This window comes from Agarivorans sp. Z349TD_8, from assembly GCF_050870825.2.
In the GTDB taxonomy this organism is placed as follows: domain Bacteria; phylum Pseudomonadota; class Gammaproteobacteria; order Enterobacterales; family Celerinatantimonadaceae; genus Agarivorans.
Genome location: NZ_CP194037.2, coordinates 198,584 through 223,433, shown reverse-complemented (window position 1 = coordinate 223,433; position 24,850 = coordinate 198,584). Strand labels below are relative to the sequence as shown.

18 protein-coding genes are annotated in these 24,850 nt (G+C 48.1%); 3 read left to right on the top strand and 15 right to left on the bottom strand.

All coding sequences use genetic code 11. The annotated features are described in order from the left end of the window. The gene (locus ACRRS1_RS00975; protein ID WP_432460653.1) at window positions 1-189 is read left to right on the top strand and encodes a hypothetical protein; all 189 of its coding nucleotides are present in this window, start codon (window positions 1-3) and stop codon (window positions 187-189) included. A 287-nt stretch (window positions 190-476) separates the two neighbouring features. Here the strand turns inward: ACRRS1_RS00975 and ACRRS1_RS00970 are convergent, their stop codons facing one another. The 4 genes from ACRRS1_RS00970 to ACRRS1_RS00955 all read right to left on the bottom strand — a co-directional run bounded on the left by ACRRS1_RS00970 (window position 477) and on the right by ACRRS1_RS00955 (window position 5,813). After that, window positions 477-1,844, bottom strand: a complete 1,368-nt coding sequence (locus ACRRS1_RS00970; RefSeq protein WP_432468574.1) for a (Fe-S)-binding protein — start codon at window positions 1,842-1,844, stop codon at window positions 477-479. 235 nt (window positions 1,845-2,079) lie between these two features. After that, window positions 2,080-3,573 carry a methyl-accepting chemotaxis protein gene (locus ACRRS1_RS00965; protein WP_432456117.1) on the bottom strand — a complete coding sequence of 498 codons (1,494 nt, stop codon included), beginning with the start codon at window positions 3,571-3,573 and terminating at the stop codon, window positions 2,080-2,082. An 11-nt stretch (window positions 3,574-3,584) separates the two neighbouring features. Further along, window positions 3,585-4,439 (bottom strand): substrate-binding periplasmic protein, encoded by an 855-nt coding sequence (locus tag ACRRS1_RS00960; protein ID WP_432455065.1) that lies wholly within the window; start codon window positions 4,437-4,439, stop codon window positions 3,585-3,587. A 687-nt stretch (window positions 4,440-5,126) separates the two neighbouring features. Next, window positions 5,127-5,813, bottom strand: coding sequence for a hypothetical protein (locus ACRRS1_RS00955; protein WP_432464183.1), 687 nt, complete (start codon window positions 5,811-5,813; stop codon window positions 5,127-5,129). Between the two features lie 248 nt (window positions 5,814-6,061). Here ACRRS1_RS00955 and ACRRS1_RS00950 point away from each other — a divergent pair, with 248 nt between their 5' ends. Then, on the top strand, window positions 6,062-8,242 hold the full coding sequence (locus ACRRS1_RS00950; protein WP_432460651.1) for a phosphatase PAP2 family protein: 2,181 nt from the start codon (window positions 6,062-6,064) through the stop codon (window positions 8,240-8,242). Between the two features lie 103 nt (window positions 8,243-8,345). Here the strand turns inward: ACRRS1_RS00950 and ACRRS1_RS00945 are convergent, their stop codons facing one another. The 6 genes from ACRRS1_RS00945 to ACRRS1_RS00920 all read right to left on the bottom strand — a co-directional run bounded on the left by ACRRS1_RS00945 (window position 8,346) and on the right by ACRRS1_RS00920 (window position 13,676). Beyond that, a complete protein-coding gene (locus ACRRS1_RS00945) occupies window positions 8,346-9,041 on the bottom strand; it encodes an aspartate/glutamate racemase family protein (RefSeq protein WP_432460650.1) in 696 nt (231 codons plus the stop codon). Between the two features lie 5 nt (window positions 9,042-9,046). Beyond that, window positions 9,047-9,769, bottom strand: coding sequence for an ABC transporter ATP-binding protein (locus ACRRS1_RS00940; RefSeq protein ID WP_432460649.1), 723 nt, complete (start codon window positions 9,767-9,769; stop codon window positions 9,047-9,049). A 3-nt stretch (window positions 9,770-9,772) separates the two neighbouring features. Continuing rightward, a complete protein-coding gene (locus tag ACRRS1_RS00935; protein ID WP_432455070.1) occupies window positions 9,773-10,555 on the bottom strand; it encodes an ABC transporter ATP-binding protein in 783 nt (260 codons plus the stop codon). Then, the gene (locus ACRRS1_RS00930) at window positions 10,552-11,523 is read right to left on the bottom strand and encodes a branched-chain amino acid ABC transporter permease (protein ID WP_432460647.1); all 972 of its coding nucleotides are present in this window, start codon (window positions 11,521-11,523) and stop codon (window positions 10,552-10,554) included. The genes ACRRS1_RS00935 and ACRRS1_RS00930 overlap by 4 nt, the downstream gene beginning before the upstream one ends. A 4-nt stretch (window positions 11,524-11,527) precedes the next feature. Beyond that, on the bottom strand, window positions 11,528-12,397 hold the full coding sequence (locus ACRRS1_RS00925) for a branched-chain amino acid ABC transporter permease (RefSeq protein ID WP_432460646.1): 870 nt from the start codon (window positions 12,395-12,397) through the stop codon (window positions 11,528-11,530). Window positions 12,398-12,488: 91 nt separating this feature from the next. After that, window positions 12,489-13,676 (bottom strand): ABC transporter substrate-binding protein, encoded by a 1,188-nt coding sequence (locus ACRRS1_RS00920; protein WP_432460645.1) that lies wholly within the window; start codon window positions 13,674-13,676, stop codon window positions 12,489-12,491. 358 nt (window positions 13,677-14,034) lie between these two features. Here ACRRS1_RS00920 and ACRRS1_RS00915 point away from each other — a divergent pair, with 358 nt between their 5' ends. Beyond that, the gene (locus ACRRS1_RS00915; protein WP_432460644.1) at window positions 14,035-14,724 is read left to right on the top strand and encodes a GntR family transcriptional regulator; all 690 of its coding nucleotides are present in this window, start codon (window positions 14,035-14,037) and stop codon (window positions 14,722-14,724) included. Window positions 14,725-14,894: 170 nt separating this feature from the next. Here ACRRS1_RS00915 and ACRRS1_RS00910 read toward each other — a convergent pair whose 3' ends face one another. The 5 genes from ACRRS1_RS00910 to ACRRS1_RS00890 form a co-directional block, all read right to left on the bottom strand. After that, window positions 14,895-15,821 (bottom strand): homocysteine S-methyltransferase family protein, encoded by a 927-nt coding sequence (locus ACRRS1_RS00910; protein WP_432460643.1) that lies wholly within the window; start codon window positions 15,819-15,821, stop codon window positions 14,895-14,897. 373 nt (window positions 15,822-16,194) lie between these two features. Further along, window positions 16,195-16,830 (bottom strand): outer membrane beta-barrel protein, encoded by a 636-nt coding sequence (locus tag ACRRS1_RS00905; RefSeq protein WP_432460642.1) that lies wholly within the window; start codon window positions 16,828-16,830, stop codon window positions 16,195-16,197. Between the two features lie 24 nt (window positions 16,831-16,854). Continuing rightward, complete coding sequence (locus ACRRS1_RS00900; RefSeq protein ID WP_432460641.1) at window positions 16,855-21,417, bottom strand: thrombospondin type 3 repeat-containing protein; 4,563 nt, start codon at window positions 21,415-21,417, stop codon at window positions 16,855-16,857. 496 nt (window positions 21,418-21,913) lie between these two features. Beyond that, on the bottom strand, window positions 21,914-22,993 hold the full coding sequence (alr, locus tag ACRRS1_RS00895; protein WP_432455079.1) for an alanine racemase: 1,080 nt from the start codon (window positions 22,991-22,993) through the stop codon (window positions 21,914-21,916). Window positions 22,994-23,071: 78 nt separating this feature from the next. After that, entirely contained in the window at window positions 23,072-24,436 is a 1,365-nt protein-coding gene (locus ACRRS1_RS00890; RefSeq protein WP_432468575.1) for an alanine/glycine:cation symporter family protein, read from the bottom strand. Window positions 24,437-24,850 lie beyond the last annotated feature (414 nt).

The following is a 24,850-nucleotide window of genomic DNA, read 5'->3' as shown; positions in this document are numbered from 1 at the left end:
ATGAAAAAAATATCTTTAATTTTGTGCGTATTTACCATTTGTTGTGGCAGCTCAACTGCATATGCCGATTGTAACCCGGCTTCAGGGACAAAAGCCGCTTGCCAACAGATCCAAGAAAACGAAGCGATTAAAGGCGCGGCCAAGAAAAACATTCTTGAAATGTTAAAAAGTAAACCCAAAAAGCAATAGTTGGAAGTAGCACTATGGCAGCCAATCCTCACCGAGGGGCGAGTTTCGCTTGAGTGCTTTTTCAGCCCTATGTTATTTATTGAGGTAAAGCTGGCCATGTGTCATCGAGTTGAACCATGGCAGCGCTAAATAATCAATCACCAGCCATCCGCTCAAAGCAATTTACGTTTGGTTACACCCCATTTGCTTAACGAACCAAATGCTATACCTCAGACTTCAATTAACTATTTTTGTCTCCCGCGAAAATTAAATACAAACAGCACTCTCTATTATGCAATGGCCAAACCTCAGCGAGGCCTTTTAATTAGACTCGCTAAGAAGCTGGCCAAATGCAGTGGTTTACGTCCACTGAGTTGTTCGATTTGATAAGCACAGCCAAAGCCATTACTGATAATCGTCGCCTCGGTTTGCTGGGCCAGTGCAGGAAGCAGACCTTGCGCAGCCATGGCATGAGCCTGATCAATGTGTTCCGACTCTAAGCCAAAGGTACCTGCCATACCGCAGCAAGTGGACTCGATCATCTTAAACTGTAGGCCTGCGACTAAGCGCAATACTCGACGCATCGATTTCATAGCGCCGACCGCCTTTTGATGACAGTGACCATGCACCAGCAGCGGCTTTGATTGCGGTTCAGCAACCAGCTTTAAGGCGAAATCAGCCATCTGACTTTCGCGAGCTAAAAACTCTTCAAAAAGCAGCGCTTTTTTAGCGGTTTTTTCAGCCGCCTCCCCCAAACCAAGTGTTAAGAATTCATCCCGTAACATCAGTAGCGATGAGGGCTCTAAACCAATAATCGGGCGCTCAAAATGCACATGGACCGCCAGTGCTTCCAGCAAATAGCTGGCCTGTTGACGAGCGCTATCAATCAAGCCTTTACTGAACAAAGTTCGACCCGAATCCAAAACCCTATCGGCTTGCGACTCCGGATGAACCAGCCACACCACATAACCGGCGCTACGCAATACGTGCAAAGCGTCATCAGCCTGTTTGGGGTGAAATAATGCAGTAAAAGGGTCAATCCATAACACCACCGAACGCGGAGGTCGGTCGCTCAATGACTGATAGGGATAGTAAACTCGTTTTTCTGGAGCAAAGCGTCGAGTCGCCAGCTCAGGCAAGGCGATACGCGCGCTAATACCCAGCCAATGATCGCTAAGTTTCGCAAGATAAGCAGCCCGATTACGCAAACCAATCAACTTTCCCAACCACCGATGCCGATAGAGCAACTGGGGCAGATGCGCAAATAACCAATCGCGCCGCGACAACGGCTGTTGCACCAACTTTTGAGCCAGATATTCGGCCTTGATTTGTGCCATGTCGAGGTTACTCTCACACTCGCGCTTGCAGCCCTTACACGCCACGCAACTATCCATCGATTGATCTAAAGCGGCCATTAACTGAGGCTCTGGTTCACAAGCCAGATCACGATTCAAATATTGCTTAAGTAGTCGAACTCTCCCTCCAGGAGACTGCTCTGGATCCTGAGTGATCCGAAAACTAGGACACATCACACCACGTTGATTACGCTCACAATGACCGCTGCCAATGCAAACCGCCACCGCTTTAGCAAAGTCACCACCCTGCTTAGGGATCCCAGCATAGGCATCACCCATGCCTTGCTCTGCAAAAGCTGACCAATCCAGTTTATTATCCATTGATGCGACGCTCGTGTGTTGTCATAGTTAAAGAGCGTTATCAAGAAGTATGCCTAGAGGAATCAGGGGGTAGCCCGCCATTTAGCCCTTGGCAAGCGAGCTTTGTCGTTTGTCATACCCACAATTGAAGGTCAATGTCACAATCCAGACACATCGCAAAAATGAGTACCACTGTCGCTAAGCCTAGCCGCTGAAATAAGCGGCCTCTGGATCCAGAGGCCGTGAAGTAAACTATTTAAACGTGGAAATTCGCCAATAATTTTTTAATGCTATTGCTAAGATCATTCAGTTGCTCACTGGCTAACTGCACATTTTCTGCATTAGAGGTAATTTCATTAGACAAGGAAAATATTTCAGTTACGTTGCGACTCACATCAGAAGCAACCATATTTTGCTCATCCGATGCGGCAGCTATTTGCAAGTTCATATCATTAATTTGATTAATATTCTCGAGTATCTCTTCTAGAGTTTGGTTCGCCAGTTGTGACTCTTCAATGGTTGATTGAAGCGCCTCTTGACTGGATAGCATTGAACCGCTTGCGTTAGAAGAGGCTGCTTGTAACTCTTCAATAATCCGTTCTATTTCGATGGTAGATTCCTGAGTACGTTGTGCGAGATTACGAACCTCGTCGGCGACCACCGCGAACCCCCGACCTTGCTCGCCCGCACGGGCTGCTTCAATCGCCGCATTAAGCGCTAATAGATTGGTTTGCTCTGCAATGCCCTTAATCACGTCGAGCACCGAACCAATGGTGTCACTTTGAGTACTCACATGAGTAATTTTATCGGCAGTTGCGGTCATTTCATCATTCAGTTGGTTAATTTGCGAAGCAGTATTTAGCACCATTTGGTCGCCTTTTTTTGCCAATTCCGAACAACTTCGCGTATGTTCGGCGGTTTTGTTGGCACTTTTGGCGACTTCATTAGTCGCTGATGACATCTCATTCAAAGCCGTTGCAGCTTGTTCTGTTTCAGATAATTGGCGCTGAATGGCGGCTAGGTTATTACTGGCAGAATCTTTGATGCCAGAAGAGGTGGTAGCCAGTTCCGTGGCATTATCGACCACATTGCCAATCAAGCCCTGCAACTGCTCAATAAAATGATTAAAGTTTGTGGCTAGCTGTCCTACTTCGTCATCGCGTTTCACTTCCAATCTTTTGGTTAAATCTCCGCCCCCCGCCGCGATGGTGGCTAAGGCATCCGCGACCACCTTAATCGGACCAACCACAAATTTAGACAACGTAAACCAACTGGTGGCTTGTAAAGTAATTAACAAGACAACCGCAATCGCCACAAAAGTAAATTTGACCATGTTAAGCAAGGCATCATTGCTATCGGTTCTAAAGGTCACTGCCAGCTTACCGATCGGATCGTTACCACTCCAAACTACCTCGACATCTTGGCTCACCAGTGCCGAGCTATCGGGAGTGGGGCCACTTTCGGTCACTTCGGCCAATAACTTACCACGATGGTCAAAAGCAGTGATCGAATGAATAATTGGATCATCAATAAAACCTGCGGAAATATCCCGAATAAGATCTTTATCATAAGAGAAAATCGGCTCACGCAGAACAATACTGAAGGTCTTTTTCAGTCCAGAGATCTCTTGCGCTTCGACTCGCTCAAAATAATTGATTGCGAGGGAATAACTCACTGAAAAGACAATAAGCATCACCACAAGCGAGGTGCTTGAGAGCATCAGCATCGACTTATGAGTAATTGATTTCATCACTTACCTTCCTATAATTTATTAATATCAAGCCAAAACTCAGGACGATCCGTTGGCGTGTCTTGGTGCATGTAAGGATTGTCGATATGGATCCGGATCCGCGGACCTAAGTTCGCTTGTTCGAGCACCGCTTTGATCATTGGATGGTTAAAAAATAGCGTATCGAAGCTGCCATCCTCGATTGCCATTTCAAAACCTTTATAAATCAAATCATGTAATTGCTGGTTGTTTTTGCCTACATAGAAATACATCGCGAAGGGATAGATCAGCATCAAATTTTTTTCTACCGTTAAGTTAAGCTCTTGATGGCCTTTCACCTCACTCCAAGGTTCATGCACGGCTCGCGGGAAATAGTCATAGCGCCCCCCTTCAAGCATTGGGAACAAATTATTATATTTGATGGTGGTCACGGTAGGGATATTGGCGGTTTTAAGCACCTGAGTATCCCCCCAGAAGGTGCCTTGACCAGCTTTTAATTGTTTTAAATCACTTAAGTTTTTAATGTTATCAAAGCGATGCTGGTCGCCATTACGAATAATAAAAATCCGATGTCCGAGTAAACCCTTCAATACTGGAATACGTACCACCCGCATCTGTTCTTCATTGGCCGTAGAGGCCCCGCCCCAAATTACATCAATATTGCCAGCGATCACTTCATTAATTAACCGACTTTCGGTCATCTCTTCATTGGCTTGATTAAAACTGAGCTCCGGTGAAGATTTACTTAGCGCTAGTTTTAATATGCTAAAGATTAATAGCTCCTTATCACCCTCAACTTTTTTGACGTTTATCTGCTTGGCGACAACCAAAGGGCTCAGCAAGATCATCAGAGAAAGGGCAATTGCCGATAAAACTTTATTGTTCATATGAGGACTCTCTATCTAGCCATTTTATGCTAATAACCTAAACTAACGATTGAGTTGCTATTTTATATATAGCAGATCCGCGATGTTTTGCTGCAATCGTGCGGGTTTAATCGTGCAAAATCACAAACTAAATGCTCCATTTGTCTTCAAGATCAACTGTCGCTTCCTTAGAACTCTGCCTATTTATTTACAATAACAGCTCACTCGCTTATTAGGCAGAGTCCATCAACATAGACCAAGCGCACCAAAAAAAACCGAAGAATAATCAATCCGCAACAAACAAAATATCCAACTTAAGTGTCAAATGCGATTGAAACTATTTTGTTAAAAATAATCCTCATTTTAAAATCAACAAATTTAATTTGTAACTCAGGAAAAAATTATTGCTTAATCGAAGAACAAGATATTTATACTTTTTAGATAGAGTTCGTGATGAAAATGGTATCGTGATTATTGCTGGTAATACCTGCGGGATGAATAAGCTTATTTTCCAAATAAACCGATGTAAGCACCATACTTTTAACTGTGAAGTTACCGGATTGATAAATAATAGCTACCGACGGCCATTTTACCGAGAGTGATTGGATATCTCTATTTTATCAATGCCAATGATTACTGCTGGCGCACAGAGTCTTTATTAAATTGGGAGCAATACCGAACGATTCGCTTTGATTTGAGTGTCACTTATTAACGTTCAAAGTAGGTGTTGTCAGAATAGTCATATAACCAATGCGGACAGTAGACCACCATCAACGTCACCGCCATGCCATTCAGTAAGGCTTCAGGGAAACCCAATAATGGAATAATTAACAAGTAGTTCTGGTTCAAGAAATCCCAGCTGTAGTCTTTACTCAACCACAGCCAAACCGACCATGCCAGAATATGAAAGATGATCGACAAAAAGGCATTCAAAAATGCCCCACAAAAAATATAAACGAACAAGTGATGGGGTAAATACTTAAATACTTGGCTATACACGGCAAAACATAAAAAAGTCGGTAAGGCGACCGCCAACAAGCCATAAATAGCAAAATCGAAGGGCTGTTTTAACATCAATGTGGCGAAAAACATCGTAGGCAACATCGCCATCACCGTGGCCATTCGCCAACCATACATCAACATTAGGGTGACTAAGCCCAGAAAATGAACATGGATCCCCTCAGTCACACTCCCGTCGAGTAACCACAATCCATTCATCGCCGTCAGCACGAGCAATAACTTGGTTTGCTTATTACCATCCTTGAGCAAGGCCTCAATGGCCTTGGCTGGCCATATAGCCCATAACCATAGCGCTAAGAGCAAGATGGCAAACAACTGCCCTTGATTGCAACTCCAATCGATTTGCACAAAGCGTTGTAGCAAAAATTCCTTCATTGCTCAGGCCTCTGAAAAACCATCTTGGTTCGTGATATTTTATTTATAGACTACCACGACTTGAGTATTGCACCGTGATCAACCAAACCATGACTAGCCAACGAACTCAGAGGGGAGTCAAATTCACCCTCAGTACCCCATAAGCTACTAATCTTTCACGTAATAACTGAAACATAAATTAAATAAAAGTGAAATATATATCCATTAGCATCGCGACGTAATTAATCGACCAAATGGATAACCAACACATGAAGTTCAGCAGTAGTAACAAACCGCTCTTTAAGCTCAGCACTATCGCACTTGCTGTGAGTTTACTCTCCGCCTGTAATAATGACAGCGACACAGCAGTAACCATCACCGAACCCGCTCAGCCTCGAGGTGTGGGTTTCGAACAATATGTGGCTATCCCCGATGTCAGCGATCCACTCCCCAGTGTTGCCTATATTCCACGCAGCGATGGCAATGGCCGTTTCACCCTCAGCAGCAATCCGATCAATACCTTATTGAGTGGGATTAACGATGTATGGAAAGGAACCACCGATCATTGGCAGGAATATGCTAAAGATTACACCGATGCAGACAATGGTTACAAAGCCGGTGATGGCCCCAATCCGCACAATGCAGCCAATGGTCAGCCGAGTGATTATGTAGCCGCGGGTAGCGAAATTAAAGACCCGGCCACCTGGCAAGCCAACATCAAATATGTAGTGGATGTTACTGCTCAGCGTACCGAACAACAAACGCTCTATGCATTCTTAGATGATATTCGCAGTAAAAACTACAGCACTATCGATGGTTTTGGCCCACTCACCGAAGACTACGCGGCAAACTCAGGTGCTTTTGCCAGTTTTCAAGAGATCTTAGTCAGCGATGTCACCGACAATACTCGTTACAAGCCTGGCGACAACGATAGCTTTTCCACCTATGGTGGACTTGCCGACTCAACCTTAGGCGATGTGGTCAAGCTCGCCCAACTGTTTAGAAATTCTTACGCGTCCACCAGCGGCCCTAAATACCTATTTGGCACGCCGCGTCCCTGGCGCATGAATGACCAAGGAGAAACGGACTTCATCACCGTGGAAACCTTTAGCTGTATTGATGGCAGCAGTGCCAGCCGTGCCAACGCCGATTACCGAATTGACAAATACACTACCAGTGTCAAGGTGATCCCAGGCCTGTTCTGTGCCCGTCGTGCCCACTCGAGCAGCCATGAAGCCGACTCTTTATATACCCCTACCACCGAAAACCGTCGTAAAGATAACGGCTACCCCAGTGGTCACACGAATGCCGGTATTCTGGCCTCTTTGGCCTATGCCTACGCCTTGCCCGAGCGTTTTGATGCGCTGGTTGCCCGTGGCTCGGACTTGGGTGAAAACCGCATCTTAGCTGGTATGCACTCTCCGATTGATGTGATTGGTGGACGAGTACAAGCGATGATGATCGCAAGCTTTGCCTTAAATACTCAACCAGATGTTGCCGCGGCAGCCTTTAACAAAACACGAGACTACTTCGGCGGCAAAGCCACCGCTGCCAGCATGAGCCTTTATGACTATGCAAATCAAACCGTCACCAACGAAGGAAGCTTCAAAAACGATGACGGTACCCTCAACGTGAATGTATTTAACAACAACCGCTACCGCGATCATCAGGCCCTAAAAGACGCCTACACCTTCCGCCTCACCTATGGCCTACCGCAAACCGGCACCAAAGGACTGGCACCCATCGTTCCCGAAGGCGCCGAAGCCTTGTTGGCCACCCGCCAACCTTACTTGAGTGATGCACAACGCCGCGCAGTACTCGCCAGCACCGAAGTCGATTCAGGCTACCCAATGTTGGATAAAACCAATGGCTGGGGACGTATCAACCTGGTTGCTGCCGCCGATGGTTATGGTGCCTTTGATGGCGATGTGCATGTCACCATGGTTCGCAGCGAAGGTGGTTTCGCCGCGCAAGACTGGTGGCGCAACGACATCAGTGGCGAAGGCATGCTCAGCAAAGATGGTACAGGCCAACTCAACCTAAGCGGCAATAACAGCTATAGCGGCGGAACTTTGTTACTTGGCGGAGTATTAACAGCGCAATCACCAACAGCCTTTGGTCAGGGCGACCTCTACCTCAGCAGTGGTGAAGTTCAGGTAGATAGCCGTGGCGCGCTGGAAATTGACGGTGACTTTACTCAAAAATCGGGGGTGCTTAAACTGGTACTCGACGCCGATGCCGAGCAAATCAAGATTGCGGGTGTCGCTTATGTTAATCAAGGCAACATCCAGCTTGAAGCCGGCCAACAAGCGCTTAAAGCAGGAGACAGCTTTACCCTCATCAACGCTGCCAAAGGCCTGAAAGGTGAATACGCCACGGCAAGCTTAGCCGGGCACTCTGTCACCCTGGAATACACCGCTAATTCTGTGATTGCCCACATTAACGAGTAATGCTCAGCAACCAAGTATAGAAAAATAGAAAAAGGCCCCTCTCGGGGCCTTTTTTATTGCGAAGATAAACCTTGTCACTTGGCTTAAAGGCTCGCTGGCAAGCTTAACACTTGTCCACTGCCGCCGCATAACCACCCAAACGTGAGGTTTTCACGCCTAAACGCACCAAACTTTCACATAGCGAAATCGCACAGGACACCCCATCGAGTACTGGTAAACCATATTTATTGGCAAGCGTTTCAGCCAAGTCAGTCATTCCGGCACAACCCAATACGATGGCTTCGGCACGCTCCTGCGCGATGGCTTGCTCTATCTCTGAACAGATCTTGGCGAAAGCCTGGGGATTCGCTTGCTCCAGCTCCAGCACCGCCACTTCCGAAGAACGAACCTTAGCGCATTTTCGTTCCATCCCATATTTCAACAAGTTATGTTCCAGTGCCGGTACCGAGCGCGCCAAAGTCGTCACCACCGAGAATTTATTGGCCAGCATCGAGGCCACATGACTGGCTGCCTCACCGATCCCCAACACCGGTTTATCGGTAACACAACGCAGGGCGTCGAGGCCAGTATCATCAAAACAGGCAATCACGATGGCGTCATAATTCACCACCGTTTGGATCGCCGCCAGCATCCCCGGCACACTCATCGCCTCATCGTAGTAACCTTCGATGGAGGCAGGGCCCTGCAGTGAATGCACCGCTAGCACATCGGTGCCCGGTGCGGCCACCAGTCGGGCAGAGGCGGCAATTTTTTCGGTCATCGCCGCCGAGGTATTTGGATTCACTAGCAAAATTCGCATCGCGTTTACACCTCGCCCCCCAGATAAGCGGCTTTCACTCGCTGATCATGGATCAATTCTCGGGAAGTGCCCTCCAATACCACCGAGCCGGTTGATAAGGCGTAGGTGCGATTGGATATCGACATCGCCATACGACTATTTTGCTCCACCAGCAACACACTTACCTCCTGATCGCGGGAAATAGCAACAATCGAGCGGGCAATGTCCTGAACCAGCTTCGGCGCAATCCCCAGGCTGGGTTCGTCGAGTAATAACAACTTCGGTTTCGCCATCAGGGCGCGTCCGATCACCATCATCTGCTGCTCGCCGCCAGACAGGGTACTGGCCTGCTGATGATAGCGCTCGCGCAGGCGCGGAAAACGCTCTAAAACACTCTCCAGCGTCTCGGCGATGCCCGCCTTGTCACTGCGAGTAAATGCGCCCATCAGCAAATTATCTTTAATCGACATCAACGGAAATACCCGCCGCCCTTCCGGTACCATGGCAATGCCCTTTTTCACGATCTCGGCGGCGGCAGTGCCATCGAGGCGCTCCCCGCAATAATTAATCGACCCTGAGTGAATGGCAGATAAACCGGTAATCGCCCGTAAAATCGACGACTTGCCGGCACCATTGGCCCCAATTAAAGCCACCGTTTCCCCTTGCTGAAGATTCAAACTGACTCCCTTCAGGGCATATACGTGGTCGTAATACAGTTCTACATTATCCAAACGCAGTATTTCGCTCATAGTTTACATCCCGATCGCGGCGTCTTCAGAGCCCAAATAGGCCTCGATGACTTTGGGGTTATTTTGAATCTCAGAAGGGGTGCCTTCAGCGATTTTCTGGCCAAAGTTAATCACAATCAGCCGATCTGAAATCTTCATCACCGCTGGCATGTCATGCTCGACCAGCAACACCGTCACCTGGCGCTCATCTCGCAGTCGTTTCACCAACGTCACCATTTTCATGGTTTCGTCGTGATTCATCCCTGCAAAAGGTTCGTCGAGCAATAACACCGCCGGATCGGTGGCCAGGCCAATCGCCATGCCCAACGCTCGAAGGTGGCCCTGAGGCAGGTTGGAGGCCAGTTCATCCGCAATCGCCTGCATTTCCAGAAATTCGATAAGATTATCTGCCGATTCACCGAAGTTGCGCTCGTCGGCACGGGCTGCCCTAGTGCCGAAAAAGAACCCCAGCAAGGAAGCTTTAGAGCGCAGATGATGGGCGGCAATAATGTTCTCGCGCACCGTCATTGACCGAAACACCGTGGTTTCCTGAAAGGTGCGCACAATGCCCTTACGCGCCACAATATGCGGCGCGAGATTATTGACTCGCTGCCCCCTGAACAAGACCTCGCCACTACTGGTGTTCAGGAACGATGAGATCAGCTGGAACAGGGTCGACTTCCCCGCGCCGTTGGGGCCAATCACCGATAGGATCTCGCCCTCCGCCACCGAGAAGCTAATATTGTTAACCGCAGTTAAACCACCAAAACGCTTGGTCACAGCGCGCAATTCGAGTAAGGCTGTCATGAGCGCTCCTTATTTCGTTCCAGCAGGCTCAGCACGCCGTTGGGCAGCGCCAACATCAAAATAATCAACAAGCTAGAGAAAATCAGCATTTGATACTTACCCGCGGTAAACAACAGATCCCAGCCAAAATACAGCATCAAGGTGCCGAGCATCGGGCCAAACACATAACCCAAGCCGCCCAAAAAACAATTCAGCATGAAGTTCACGCTGTCGGCGACCTGGAATGACGAAGGATAAACCGACTGCGAAATTGCCACAAAACTGGCACCCGCGATCCCGCCAAAGCAAGAGGAGATGGCATAGGTCACCACACGTAAGTAGGCGGTATTCACTCCTATCGAGGCCGATAGCTCTTCGTTTTGCTGGAGCGAACGGCACAGATGACCCAACCGAGAATTCACCAAACGCCACACCACTCCATAAGCGACGATCATCATGCTCACAGCCATCAAATAAAAAGCCAGCTTGGGATTTTCCAGGCTGGAAAAATCGGGGATCAATCTGAATCCGAAGATCTCCAGCGCCTGAGGCAGCGGAATGGAAGTAATCCCCTTCGCTCCCTGAGTCACCGGAAGCGCCAGGGCGGTGAGTCGCATCACCTCAGTCAACACCAGCGTGACCATAGCAAAATAGACGCCACGCAATCTTAAGATGGGCAAACCAATGCATACCGACAGCAGCGCGCAAAAGATGCCCGCCAGCGGCAGGGTGAGCCAGAAATTAAGCTCAAACTGTGTCACCAGGATCGCCGAAACATAGCCCCCAGCCAGTGCGTAAGCGCCCTGGCCGATATTGATCCGACCAATCGAGAAGGTTAACCATACTCCGGCCGAGGCAATGGATAGCAGTGCCACCGAAGTGAGCGTGTAATAAAAATCACTGCGGCCACTGAGCATGATTAGCAAGGGCACCAATAAATAAACCGCAGCCAGAAATAGCGCCACGTTCAATACTGTTTTTCTATTCATTTGCTTAGCCCCAAGGTTTGCCCATCAGCCCCTGCGGGCGAATGGCTAAAAAGACCATCAAAGAGACAAATATCACCAAGTAGGCAATATCACCATATTCCGAAAGCACCGATAGGCCGACACTCTCTAACATGCCAAGAATAAATCCGCCGGCTATCGCCCCCGAAATCACCCCCGCTCCGCCAATCATGATCATCATGAAGGCTTTAATGGACGCCGGTCCGCCCATACCAAGATTAATCCCGGTAATGGTCACCAGTAAGCCGCCCACCACACCAGCAAGACTGGCGCCCAGCGCAAAACCAATCATCTGATAGCGGTCCACATCCACCCCCATCAACTGAGCGGCCACCTTATCTTGAGCCAGCGCTCGCATGGCTCGCCCCGGCTTTGAATACTGCATTAATAAAATGAAAACCACGATCATGGCGATGGCAATCAGGCCTATCACAATCCGGTCATAGGGCATAATCACTCGAAAATCCCAGTTGAAAACACCCTCTACAATTTTCGGGACGCCACGCTGCTTCTCACCAAAACTCAGCAGGATCACCGCATCCAGAAAAAACGCAATACCGGCCGCCAGTAACATCGAACTCTCGTCTCGTTTGGATTTTTTAATCACTGGTCTAAATAAGTATTTTTCGATCAGCGCTCCCACCACAGCCAGCGTCAGCGCCGATAAGATCAAGCCCACCATGAATGGCAACTGAAATTGCACCACGATGGTATAGGTGACAAATCCGCCTAATACATACATCTGTCCGTGGGCGAAATTGAGTACATTCATCAGCGAGAAAATTAGGGTAAGTCCTAAGGCAATCAGTGCGTACTGCGCCCCAAGGTAGAGACCATTTACAATAATCTGTTCCATAACCAAGCCTTCACAAAGCAAACTTATAAAGCGCCTGATCGCTCCTGCAAGCGACCAGGCATCGGCAGCCTAAAGCGCTGCCAGCAAGCAACTAGTCGACATTGGCGACAAATAAGGTCTCAAATTTGCCATCACGATAGACATTCACCACCAGCGGCACCGACACTTGACGCTTTTGACCAAAAGACGACATGCCGACATAACTCAACTTGGCATCACCCACCATATAAGGGTTGGGCGCCTCAAAGGTATCCATGGTGGTTTGAAAAGCCGCCACATCGTCAATCGCGCGAGGATTGGCTTTCAGCGTTTCAAGAATGTACTCCAGGGCATAAACTTTGGTATTTGACTCGTCATTATATTCACCAAATTTCTTGGTGTAGCGCGCGACAAATTCACGCATGGCATCAGAGGCCAACTCAGGTGTCGATGCGCCCCCCACCGAGATAAAGCCATCGGCCAGCTTGCCGGCACCTTCTTGGAGTACGTTGGCATCTTGCGCCGTTTCGGTGGAGATCAGGCCGCTGTAACCTAACTCACGTGCCGAGCGGATCAACTGCGGTGCGTTGGCCGGAGAGACTCCCGATAATACCAATAAGTCTGGACGAGATTTAATCACTGGCAATAACACCGGGGTAAAGTCGGTGGTATCCACCTGGTAAGTCACGTTGCTCGAGACCACATCCAGGCCCAGGGCTTTGGCCGCCGCAACCCCACCGTTTCTTTGACTCAGCGGATCGGACTCATTGGCAGCCACAAAGGCGACCTTTTTTACGCCCTTTTGTTTCATCAGGTAGGTATAAATAGCAGGCCCCGACTGATAGTTTGCCACCATGCCCAAGACCGCATTTGACGCCGGTTTGGTATATAAAGATTTGGGGAAGGCATAGGGAAAATACATAATGCCCTTTTGCTCGGCCACCGGTCTAACCGCTGCTGCGCCGTCATCCACGTTTGGTCCCACCACATAGTGAATGCCTTCCTGCGCCATTTTCTCCATACCGGCAATCGAGCGTTTTGGATCTTTTTGATCATCGAAGGCAACAATTTCGATATCGTAGGTCGTATCACCGATGGTGACGCCGCCGGTTTCATTGAGCCAATCGGCGCGTGTCTCCATGGAACGTTGGTTAGAAATCCCCCAGGCAGCCGCCGGACCAGAGGTTACCCCAACAAAGCCAACTTTAAGTACCGGATTGGCGGCAAAAGCAAAGGTAGAACAAGTCATACTGATAGCACTGGCTAACAGGCCATACTTTATAAAATTGCGATATTGCATTGGATGATCTCCTTTAAAGCACACATTTATGCTTCTCACTGAACAGCAAATAAAAAATGATCGGTTTCGTTTTCCTTGAAACTCATAAATCGTTAACCACAAACAATAAATTGTTAACAATACATGCTTCACATCGTTAACAAGCAAGGCTTATGCCATGCACTGGTTAAGCCGTTCATTTTTTACGCAATAGCGCTAGCAGCCCCGTTTTGTTGGGCATCGTGCGAACCTGCCTCATCTCGGGCAACAAAACAATGCAGGCTAATTCAGCGAAATGTCGTAAGATATGAATGAAAATAGTGCAGCGTGGTTTAAAATGTTGCACCGCTTGAATCGCCAGGAAGGTTAACAATTATCCATGAATGACAATAAAATCGCCGATAGCGCCGAAGAAGAAATGATTGTAGAGCGCATTTATGAGGCCATAATCGACCAGCGTCTGGCGCCCGGCACCAAATTGGCAGAGTCTGAACTGTGTAAGGCCTTTAGCGTTGGGCGCATGCGAGTACGGCGGGCATTATTAACCCTGGCCAATCGCCAGCTGGTAGTGTTGCAACCCAATAAGGGCGCCTTTGTTGCCAGCCCAACCACAAAACAGGCCCAAGATGTATTCGAAGCCCGTTTAGCCATCGAGCCCAGTATCATGCGTTTAGCTGTCCAGCGAGCCCAGCTCGGCGACCTTGAGCGCTTAAGCCAGCACCTCGAACAGGAATCTGTGGCGCATGCCGCAGGCGATCGACGCAAAGCCATCACGCTTTCGGGGCAGTTTCATATTAGCTTGGCTCAGGTGGCAGATAATGCGGTGATGCTGCGTCTGGTGAAAGATTTAGTCACTCAGTCTTCGTTAATTATTGGTATGTTTGGGGCGGTCGGCATGAGTAATTGCCGCGATGATGAACACTTGCAAATTGTGCAGGCGATGCGTGCTAAGGATGAAGCGTTGGCAGTGCAGTTAATGCAGCAGCATATCGATCACATCAAAGCCAATATCAACCTGACCAGTCGGCCTGATCATCGCCCCGATCTCGCCAGTCTTTTTTCAAATTAGTGTACCCAGCCCATGATTAAGGGGCTGGGTAGGCAACAGATGCTGCGAGTGGTTCTTCGCGAACTAGCCAGCGCATCACTGGTCGCTAAGTTAATTCAAGTTATCCATCAGCCACGCGGTCCTCAGCCGATAAAGCTGAAGAAAGCATGAGTGATGGGGATGTTTGCTCGCTAGGCAGAAGTGGGCGCTGAAAAATGTGCTGCCAGGGCCGCAATATGCTCCGGCCCAATGCCGCAACATCCGCCAATCAGCGAAGCGCCCTGGGCTTGCCACTTCTCCGCCCAGCCAAGATAAGCCGAAGGCGATAGATCTTCGCGCAACTCATCTAAGCCGTCATTCGCCGTCGCGTCTTTAGGTTGTGGCGGGAAGGCATTCGCGTAAGCACCTAAGCGAATGCTCTGCTCCGGATGGGCAGCTAACTCGGCCTGGGCCACCTGCAAGGCTGCTTCAATAATTTCGGGCTGACAACAATTGAATAAGATCGCTTCAATCCCTAAGCCAAACATCGCTTTCACCGCTGCCTGCACCGTTTCACCGGAACGCAGACAAGGTTCGGCGGTCGGCTCTGCATCTTCCAGGGTAAAAGATACCCAAATAGGCTTTTGCTCGGCGCTAAGCTGTTGAATAAGTTGAGCCACCGATTGGGTTTCTTCAATCAGACTCTGCGTTTCCAGCAACCAAAGATCCACATACTCCGCTAAGCCACGAATTAACGGGGTCGCCACCGTCTCAACCTGCTCTGCACAGAATAAATCGGCTCGATAAGAGCCAAATAAAGGAGGAATAGAACCCGCGACCTTACAAATCGACCGTGCCTGCTCTACCGCTTGGCGAGCCACCTCACCTGAGCGCTGTACCAACTCGAGTCCTTGTTCGATGAAACGCTGCTCGCCAATATGAAAGGGCACCAAAGCATAACTATTGGTGGTAATAACTTGCGAACCGACTTCGATAAAGGCCTGGTGTACCTGTTGCACCATGTCTGGCGCTTCAATCATCGCCAGAGCAGACCATTCGGGCTGACGAAACGGCGCCCCACGTTTAGCTAATTCTCGGCCCATGCCGCCGTCGAGGATGGTGATGCTAGTTTGCGACATTAATTTTTCTCTTTAACTGTCTTTAAGATTTCAAAATTCTACCGATCTGGATGTATAGATGTCCATAAATAACAAAAACAATCTCAAGATTTTCTCAATCGCTGTCTCTGCGAAGGGAAACTTTTGTGGGAGCGGCGCGTGACAACGGTGAAAACATCGCGAATGTCTGAAATAACAAGACGAAGGAAGCACTCAAGATAGGCGGTGATCTAGGCGAACAAGAATGAAGCGATCATTAGTTAGATTGGTATTAAAGCGAACAGCAGCTCAGCAGCCCCATAAAAAAACCAGACAAGCTTGGCTTGTCTGGTTGATTCACAGAGCTTGGCAAACTAATTGCTCAGCTGAAGCTCACGCGACGCAAGAGAGCCTACTAATGAAAACTCACACTCAAGGAGATCAAATCATTATTGTCGGAACCAAAATAACCGCGGTCCCAACCAATGCCAACGGCCCAACGCCGTGCAACTTTCCATTCAACACCCGCACCAAGCAAGACATCAACGCCACTTGAATGACTGGTATTGATTAAATCATTACTTGCATTCACCTTGGTCTTCCAAAAATAAGGGCCAACACGACCATAAACCGACATGTTATTCACCACTCGGTAAGATGGCCGCCAAGTTAGCGCGAATCCTCTCGCAGAATGTGGGAAATTGTCATTCAGTGCCGCTTGTAGCTCATCTGGATCCACCATGTCACCACTGATAGTCCCCTGAATGTCACCAAAGTCGACATAACCAAGCTCCACACTATGGTGAGCAGACCATTGATAAGCCAACCAAGCACTCAAACCTAAGCGACTATCATCAAAATCAGACACCTGAACATCTTGCCCTGCTTGACTCAAGCCTCGGTTTATCTCAGACACATCGCTATTACTGAATACCCGCCCTGCTCCAAGGGTTAGTTTCCAAGGACTGCCCTCATCATAACTGGCGGCTTGCACCGAGCCCATCCAAGCGATGGTCGCCAAAATACATCCATAGACGAATCGTTTTTTCATTCTCAAAAATATCCTTATCACTGCTTACGAAAAACGACGGCGAACCATCACCAGCACAACCAATAGCAAACCCGCCACGCCACCAAATGAGCCGCCACCAGAAGCACTCACCCCTTCGGTAATTGGCTGACGAGTCGCCATACCACTTGGATCGACAATGCTTCCATTGGCTGTCGCATCATCATCATTGGGACCTCCATCTTCGATCGTTAGCTGTATACACCAATACCCGCTCACCAAGCCAACTTCAAACGCAGGATCTCCAGGGGGTGGACAATAACCTTCTGAGCCTGGGGCTGACGAAATCAGATTGTTAGCATCTTCCACATAAGTACGCCAGCCACCCTCCGGAGACCATTTACGATAAACCGCATTTTCGGGGATCTGAGCACGCTGAGGGATCACCACATTCACCGATTGCCCATGCTCAGGAATATTGTGAACTTCAAAATCAAAGATCCCTCCAACATGTGTAACCACATCACTGTCAAGCGATTGAGTATCACTATACATGTCATTTTCTTCCACTAAGGTGCCTTCACGACCATCCTGCAGCGCACCTTGACCCAGCCGTAAACTGGTTCCGGGATCTGATTCAAGTAAGTTATAACTGCCTTCCGAAATGAGATGACCGACAACATTAGACGATAAATTTTGATTATCTAAGTAATCATAAATACCGTCTTGGTCTGTATCCTGGTAACCCTCTTCAAAGTCGGACAAACCATCTTGGTCACTATCGACACTATTCGACAAGGCTGGCAGGATCGAAGTGACAGTAAAGCTAGTCTGCACGCTGTCACTTAACGAAGGCGAACCTGAATCCGTCACCACCACCGCGATCGTATAAACACCAGCGGCTAAGTCACTTGGATCAACACTCAAAGTATCGCCCTCAGGTGCTAGTCCCGTTAGGCTGTCGGGTAAATCCCACACCATAGTATGAGTATCCGTTGCATTTGCATCACTCACCTGTACTTGAATGCTGACCATGCCTTGATCTTGTGCGATCACTGCCCGTAATTTCTCATTTTGACGGATCGCAAATTTCGCTTCGGGCGCGATATTCTCTTCACTAATTGTCACCAGGTGGGAAGTTCTATTTCCCATATTCAATTCAGCGCTATCACCAAGCAAGCTTAGTTCGATAGTTTCGGCGTCATCGGCAATCGAATCGTTTAAACTATCAAAGCTAATTTGCGCTTGTTTGCCTGATTCAATAACAAAGTTGCCATCCTCTAGCACATAATCCAATCCATTGCTCGCCGTACCAGACACAACATAAGGAATCGTGAGTGGATAAACCGGCGATTCGCCATTTAACACAACGCCTACCGTTACCGAATCCCCTTCAAAAATGGTTTGGTCCTTCGTAAAGTTTATCAAGGGTCTCACATTCACAGTTTGATTAACTTCTGCGATATTACCCGCCGCATCACTGGCGCGATAAGTCAACGTATGTACCCCTGGCTCCAGTAAGGTTTGTCCGGCGACCATCTCAACTGCAATTTCACCATCTAAATGATCGGTGGCTGAAACAGCAGTCAATTCAAGCTGAGTAAATAAGCCTGTGGCATTAAACCAAAGTTCAGGATCAAGCGTTATTACAGGCGCCACGGTATCGCGGAGCGGATCACTGCCCTTGGTAAATTCTTCCAGGTTACTCTCACCGTCACCATCAGAATCTAAAGCAGCATCAGCACTATCGAGAGGATCAAGACCATTAGCAAGCTCCCATTCATCACTCATGCCATCGCCATCGTCATCGGTGTCGGCATTATTACCGGTACCGTCGCCATCAGTATCGACAGATTCCCCAGCATCAAGTGGGAAAGCATCGTCCGCATCTAATACGCCATCACCATCATCGTCGGTGTCGGCATTGTTACCGGTGCCATCACCATCGGTATCGACAGATTCCGTAGCGTCAAGTGGGAAAACATCATCAGCATCTAATACGCCATCACCATCATCATCAGTATCAGCATTGTTACCAATACCGTCGCCATCAGTATCGACGGATTCGGCTGCATCAAGTGGGAAAGCATCAGTGCTATCGGCAACCCCATCACCATCATCGTCGGTGTCGGCATTATTACCAATACCATCGCCATCGGTATCGACAGACTCCGCAGCGTCAAGCGGGAAGACATCAGTGCTATCGGCAACCCCATCACCATCATCATCCGTGTCGGCATTGTTACCGATACCATCACCATCGGTATCGACGGATTCCGCTGCGTCAAGTGGGAAGGCATCGGTGCTATCGGCTACGCCATCACCATCATCATCGGTATCAGCATTGTTACCAATACCATCGCCATCGGTATCGACGGATTCTGATACATCAAGCGGGAAGGCATCATCTGCATCTAGCACATTATCATTATCATCATCGGTGTCGGCATTGTTACCGATACCATCGCCATCGGTATCGACAGATTCCGCTGCATCAAGAGGGAAGGCATCATCTGCATCTAGCACATTATCATTATCATCATCGGTATCGGCATTGTTGCCGATACCATCACCATCGGTATCGACGGTTTCAGCAGCATCTAAGGGGAAGGCATCGCTGGCATCGGCGACCCTATCACCATCATCATCGGTATCAGCATTGTTACCAATGCCATCGCCATCGGTATCGACGGTTTCGGCAGCATCTAAGGGGAAGGCGTCGGTGCTATCGGCTACGCCATCATTATCATCGTCGGTGTCGGCATTATTACCCATGCCATCACCATCAGTATCGGTAGATTCCCCAGCATCAAGTGGGAAAGCATCGGTGCTATCGGCTACGCCATCACCATCATCATCGGTGTCGGCATTGTTACCGGTGCCGTCACCATCAGTATCAATAATTTCACTACCATCCAATGGAAAGGCATCACCAGTATCGGCAACCCCATCGCCATCATCATCGGTATCGGCATTGTTACCGGTACCATCACCATCAGTATCGACAGATTCCGCAGCATCAAGTGGGAAAGCATCATCAACATCTAACACACCATCGCCATCATCATCGGTATCGGCATTGTTACCGGTACCATCACCATCTGTATCAACTGATTCCCCAACATCAAGTGGGAAAGCATCATCCGCATCTAACACGCCATCGCCATCGTCGTCGGTGTCAGCATTGTTACCGGTGCCATCGCCATCGGTATCGACGGATTCCGCTGCGTCAAGCGGGAAGGCATCAGTGCTATCGGCTACGCCATCACCATCATCGTCGGTGTCGGCATTGTTACCAATAGCATCACCATCGGTATCGACGGATTCGGTCGGGTCTTCGGGGAAAGCATCATCTTCATTAAGGACACCATCGCCATCAATATCTTCATCCGCCACATCCGCCGAACCATCACCATCTGAATCGCTGAGAATAGTAAATGTCACCGTGCTAATATCCGAACTGTATGCTGAATTAGAACTATTCCAGGCCTGCCAGGTGAATTGGTCGGTCCCTACAAAATCTTCATCGGGGGCATAGCTAATCAGATTATAATCGGCACTATTAATCTCTAACGCCTCACTGATCGTGGCTCCATTTAATGTAAGTTCACCATGTTCTGGCAATGAAGCGATACGAATTTTAGAAACAACATTTCCTTGAGCATCAACAAAGTCTTCATCTTCGAAAGCCACCGGCACGTTTTCAACAACATCTTTACCCTGAGCCGCGTCATAAATGGTCTGAGCCAAAGCTTGCAGTTCAGATGAATCACCTGCGGCGTAATACCAAGTAAAGGAGTCCGTCTCGCCGGGCGCAAGATCCTTCATCCGTAAATAAAAACCATAAGCGTCGTCACCAGTGGCGGTAATGGCAGAAGTACGAGGATCTTGAGCGGTAACCCTTTCAAAACCACGACTAACGCTGTGGATCACATAACCATTATCAGCATTTACATAAAACAACACCCCACTAGTGCTGGAGCCACTATTACTTTCAATTTGTAAGCCTTGCGCTTGCTCCGCTGACGTAGAAATCGGCGTGAATACACCATCCACTAAATTACCACGTGTTTTGGTGGGGCTATCATCGGTCCCCACATAATCATCTCGCGTCCCCATCCAGAAACGAAGATTTTCGACGTTGCTAGTCCCCAAATTGCTCAAGCTAATGGTAATCGAAACATAGGGAGAGTCTTGCTCGACGGTAAAACTCGCCTGATAACCCAAATTGGCCTCATCTATGGCAAGCGAACCACTTGTGGTAAGCGTTCCATAACCCTTTACGCCATCATACAAAGTAAAGGCCGAGCTATCGATGGTCTGATTACTTAAAGTAGGATCTTGAGTAATAGTGCCATTAACATTCCAAATCTCGGAGCCATCCCCGCCAAACCCAATCGCACTGCTGAGAGGGTAGCTCGAATAAGTCAGTTTGTACCATGTGCTATTCGCATCGTCGTAATAAAAAGGTTGTTTTAGTACACCAGAAGCAGTGATCGATGTTTCTGCACCAGAACCAAAACGCAGCTGGCCACTATCGAGGGCATAAGTGTCATTAGCCGCGAAGGCCGGAATAGATAGCCCAAATAATGCTGCTACAGCAATTGAGGATAAACTTGATATGCGCATAAAACTCCCTTTTAACGCCCGACATTGGATCATCCTACTCAATGATGATGGCAATACTTAGTTAAAGCTTTGAAAATATAAATCGAGAGACAACAATAGAATAGATCGATAAAATGCAACCTATCATTAACAAAATATCTGAATTTGATTTATATCATGTTTCTTAAAATAGATTCAAGTATACAATGAGTTGCACGAACTCAAATAGATGAAAAAGGTTGATTCGTCGGTGTAGAAGTAATTTTTCAACAAAAAATAAACAAAAATCTTGGTAGGTTCTATCTGGCCTTCAACTTAAGAATATAAAAATGACTAAAGCGAATACTTTTTTACTCCCTTAGACATGCTCTAGACAAGCTTAACAAAGGTATCGACAAACCAAACTAAGCGAGTACCTTCTATATCGATAGTTTTAAGGAAGAGATACGGCGGGAAACTGGGGCAATTATTCTGCCCCTTAATAACAATATAATAGTGTTAGCAGAATACCACTTCGCTAGGTAAACGCCTTACTTTTAACGACTCGCTTAGTCAACTTAATACACAATTCATAGGGGATGGTATCAATGGCTTGAGCCACCGTTTCAATGGGTAATTGACGACCCCAGAACTCGACGCTATCACCCACTTGATCGCCGGCATCAGCGCCCAAATCAACCGTGAGCATGTCCATCGATACCCGACCCACAATGGGGACAATCCGTCCGTTAATATAGACTGGCGTACCTGCGGGTGCCGAACGAGGATAACCATCACCGTAGCCCATGGCGACCACTCCTATCAGCGTATCTTCTGTGGCTCGCCAAATTTCACCGTATCCAATCGGTTCACCTTTGCGGTGATGACGCACCGAAATCAATTTCGACTTCAAACTCATCACTGGTTTTAACTGATGTTGCTGACCAATTTGTTGCTCATTAGGAGCAATACCGTACAACGAGATCCCGGCGCGCACATAGTCATATTGCGCATCGGGCCAATACAGCGCGCCAGCCGAATTCGCAAGGGTTTTGGGCCCAGAATAGTCCTTGGTTAAGTCTTCAAATAAGGCTATTTGCTGGCGGGTGGTAGCTGAATCTAAGTCATCAGCGCAGCTCAAGTGGCTAATAAAACCCAGCTCACCGGCGAGATTAACGCAGCCCTGAAGCTGCTGAACAAAGTCATTAAACTGGGGACGCTCAATCCCCACTCGATGCATGCCTGTATCGAGCTTCACCCACACGTGCAAAGGCCTGAGCAAATGTGCTGCGGTAAACTGTTGTAACTGGAAGTCACTATGGATCACGGTGTGAAATTGGTGCTCGGCAGCGAGCATTAAATCTTCGCTACAAAAACAGCCTTCTAACAGTAGGATCGGCGTGATAATACCTGCTGCGCGCAGTTCCAGCGCTTCTTCAATTCTCGCCACGGCAAACATATCAGCACTAGGCAAGGCTTTGGCGACATTCACCGAACCGTGGCCGTAAGCATCACCTTTAATCACTGCAACCAACTGCTGCTTGGGACAAAGCCGCTTCAAAACCTGATAATTGTGCTGTAAAGCCTGTAGATCGATCACAGCTTCTGCAGTGAGCATCCTTCCTCCTTCACTAGAAAATTAAAGATGGCACCTTGCCAAGGTCGAAGCTTGGCAAGGCTGATTCACACAATAAAATTATGACTCGGTAACCCCATTAGGCGCTTGCTGCTGACTAAAGTAGCGCTTGGTTAACTTAAAGACCACCGGACTTAACACCGCTAAGGCAACTAAGTTAGGAATAGCCATCATTGCATTCAGGGTATCACCCAGCAACCAAACAAAGTCTAACTCCATAATTGCGCCGACCGGCAAAGCCACAATGAACAATAAACGAAACGGTAGAACGGCCTTAGGACCAAACAGGTATTCAGCACAACGCTCGCCATAAACAGACCAACCAACGATCGTGGTAAAAGCAAATACAGCAAGGCTAATAGCAACCAAGTAACCGCCCCAGCCAGGTAAAATTTGCTCAAAGGCGGCAGAGGTCAACGCAGCCCCCGAGGCACCTTCGGTCCAAGCGCCTGAAATCACAATCACCAGACCGGTAATGCTACAAATAACCAAGGTATCAAGGAAAGTTCCTAACATGGCAATCAAGCCTTGACGAACAGGTTCATCAGTTTGAGCACTCGCATGGGCAATCGGCGCAGAACCGAGACCGGCTTCGTTAGAGAACACCCCGCGCGCCACCCCAAAACGGATCGCCATCCAGACTGTTGCACCAGCAAAACCACCTTGAGCCGAAGCCGGCGTGAAGGCATGTTCTAGAATCGTCATAATCGCTGGACCAATTTCTCCAAGGTTCATCAGCAAAATGATAAGGCCACAAACGATATAGGCAACCGCCATCACTGGCACCAAGGCACCAGCAAACTTACCCACTCGTTTTAAGCCCCCAAGGATAACCCCGCCCGCCAGTACCATAATGATTAAGCCAACCATTAACGGCGAAAATGAGAAGTTAGACTCTAGCACCTGGGCAATCGAGTTTGACTGCACCGCGTTGCCAATCCCAAAACATGCCACCGCGCCAAATACCGCAAACAAGGTGCCCAGCCAGGCCCATTTCTTGCCCATGCCATTTTTGATGTAATACATTGGGCCGCCAACATAGCTGCCATTTTCATCTTTTTCACGGTAGTTAACCGCTAATACGGCTTCGGCGTATTTGGTGGCCATCCCTAATAAAGCAGTCATCCACATCCAGAATAATGCTCCCGGACCACCAATAAAGACCGCTGTCGCAACCCCCGCGATATTACCCGTACCAATAGTGGCTGACATCGCCGTCATCAATGCCTGAAAAGGCGGGATTTCACCTTTACCACTTGCTCCTCGGCCATCCCACATCAGTTTAAAAGCCGGGCCAATATTGAGGATCGGCATAAACTTCAAGCCTACGGTGAGAAATATCCCGACGCCCAAAATTAACACCAACATTGGTACACCCCAAACGATGCCATTGAGCTGGCCAATCAGCCCAGAGATAAAGTCCATTTATTTGTTCTCCATAATTATATTTAAGAAAGCGATTTAGATTAGTCACAGCAAGTAGTAGACCAATCTACCAAACACCATCCATAACGGCGTGTTATGAGTAGCTTAGCGACGACCAACACTAACAAATGTTAAATAGTCATAACATGGACACAGCTTATTACTCACTAGAATAATTCGCCATATTACAAGCCAAAAGCAAGAATAAAACGCTATCTATAAATGCTCTATTTAAACCTCTTTTATCGACAAAAGGCAGATAGAAACATACTGATACATTTTATTAACATTTGACATAGTAGTGTAAATCAATTCGAAAAAATAGCTAAATAGCACCAAATATGTGCAACATCACAGAACAAAGCCCCATTTGGGTGCAATAAATAACCGCAGTTCCTCATTCACATTCGATGT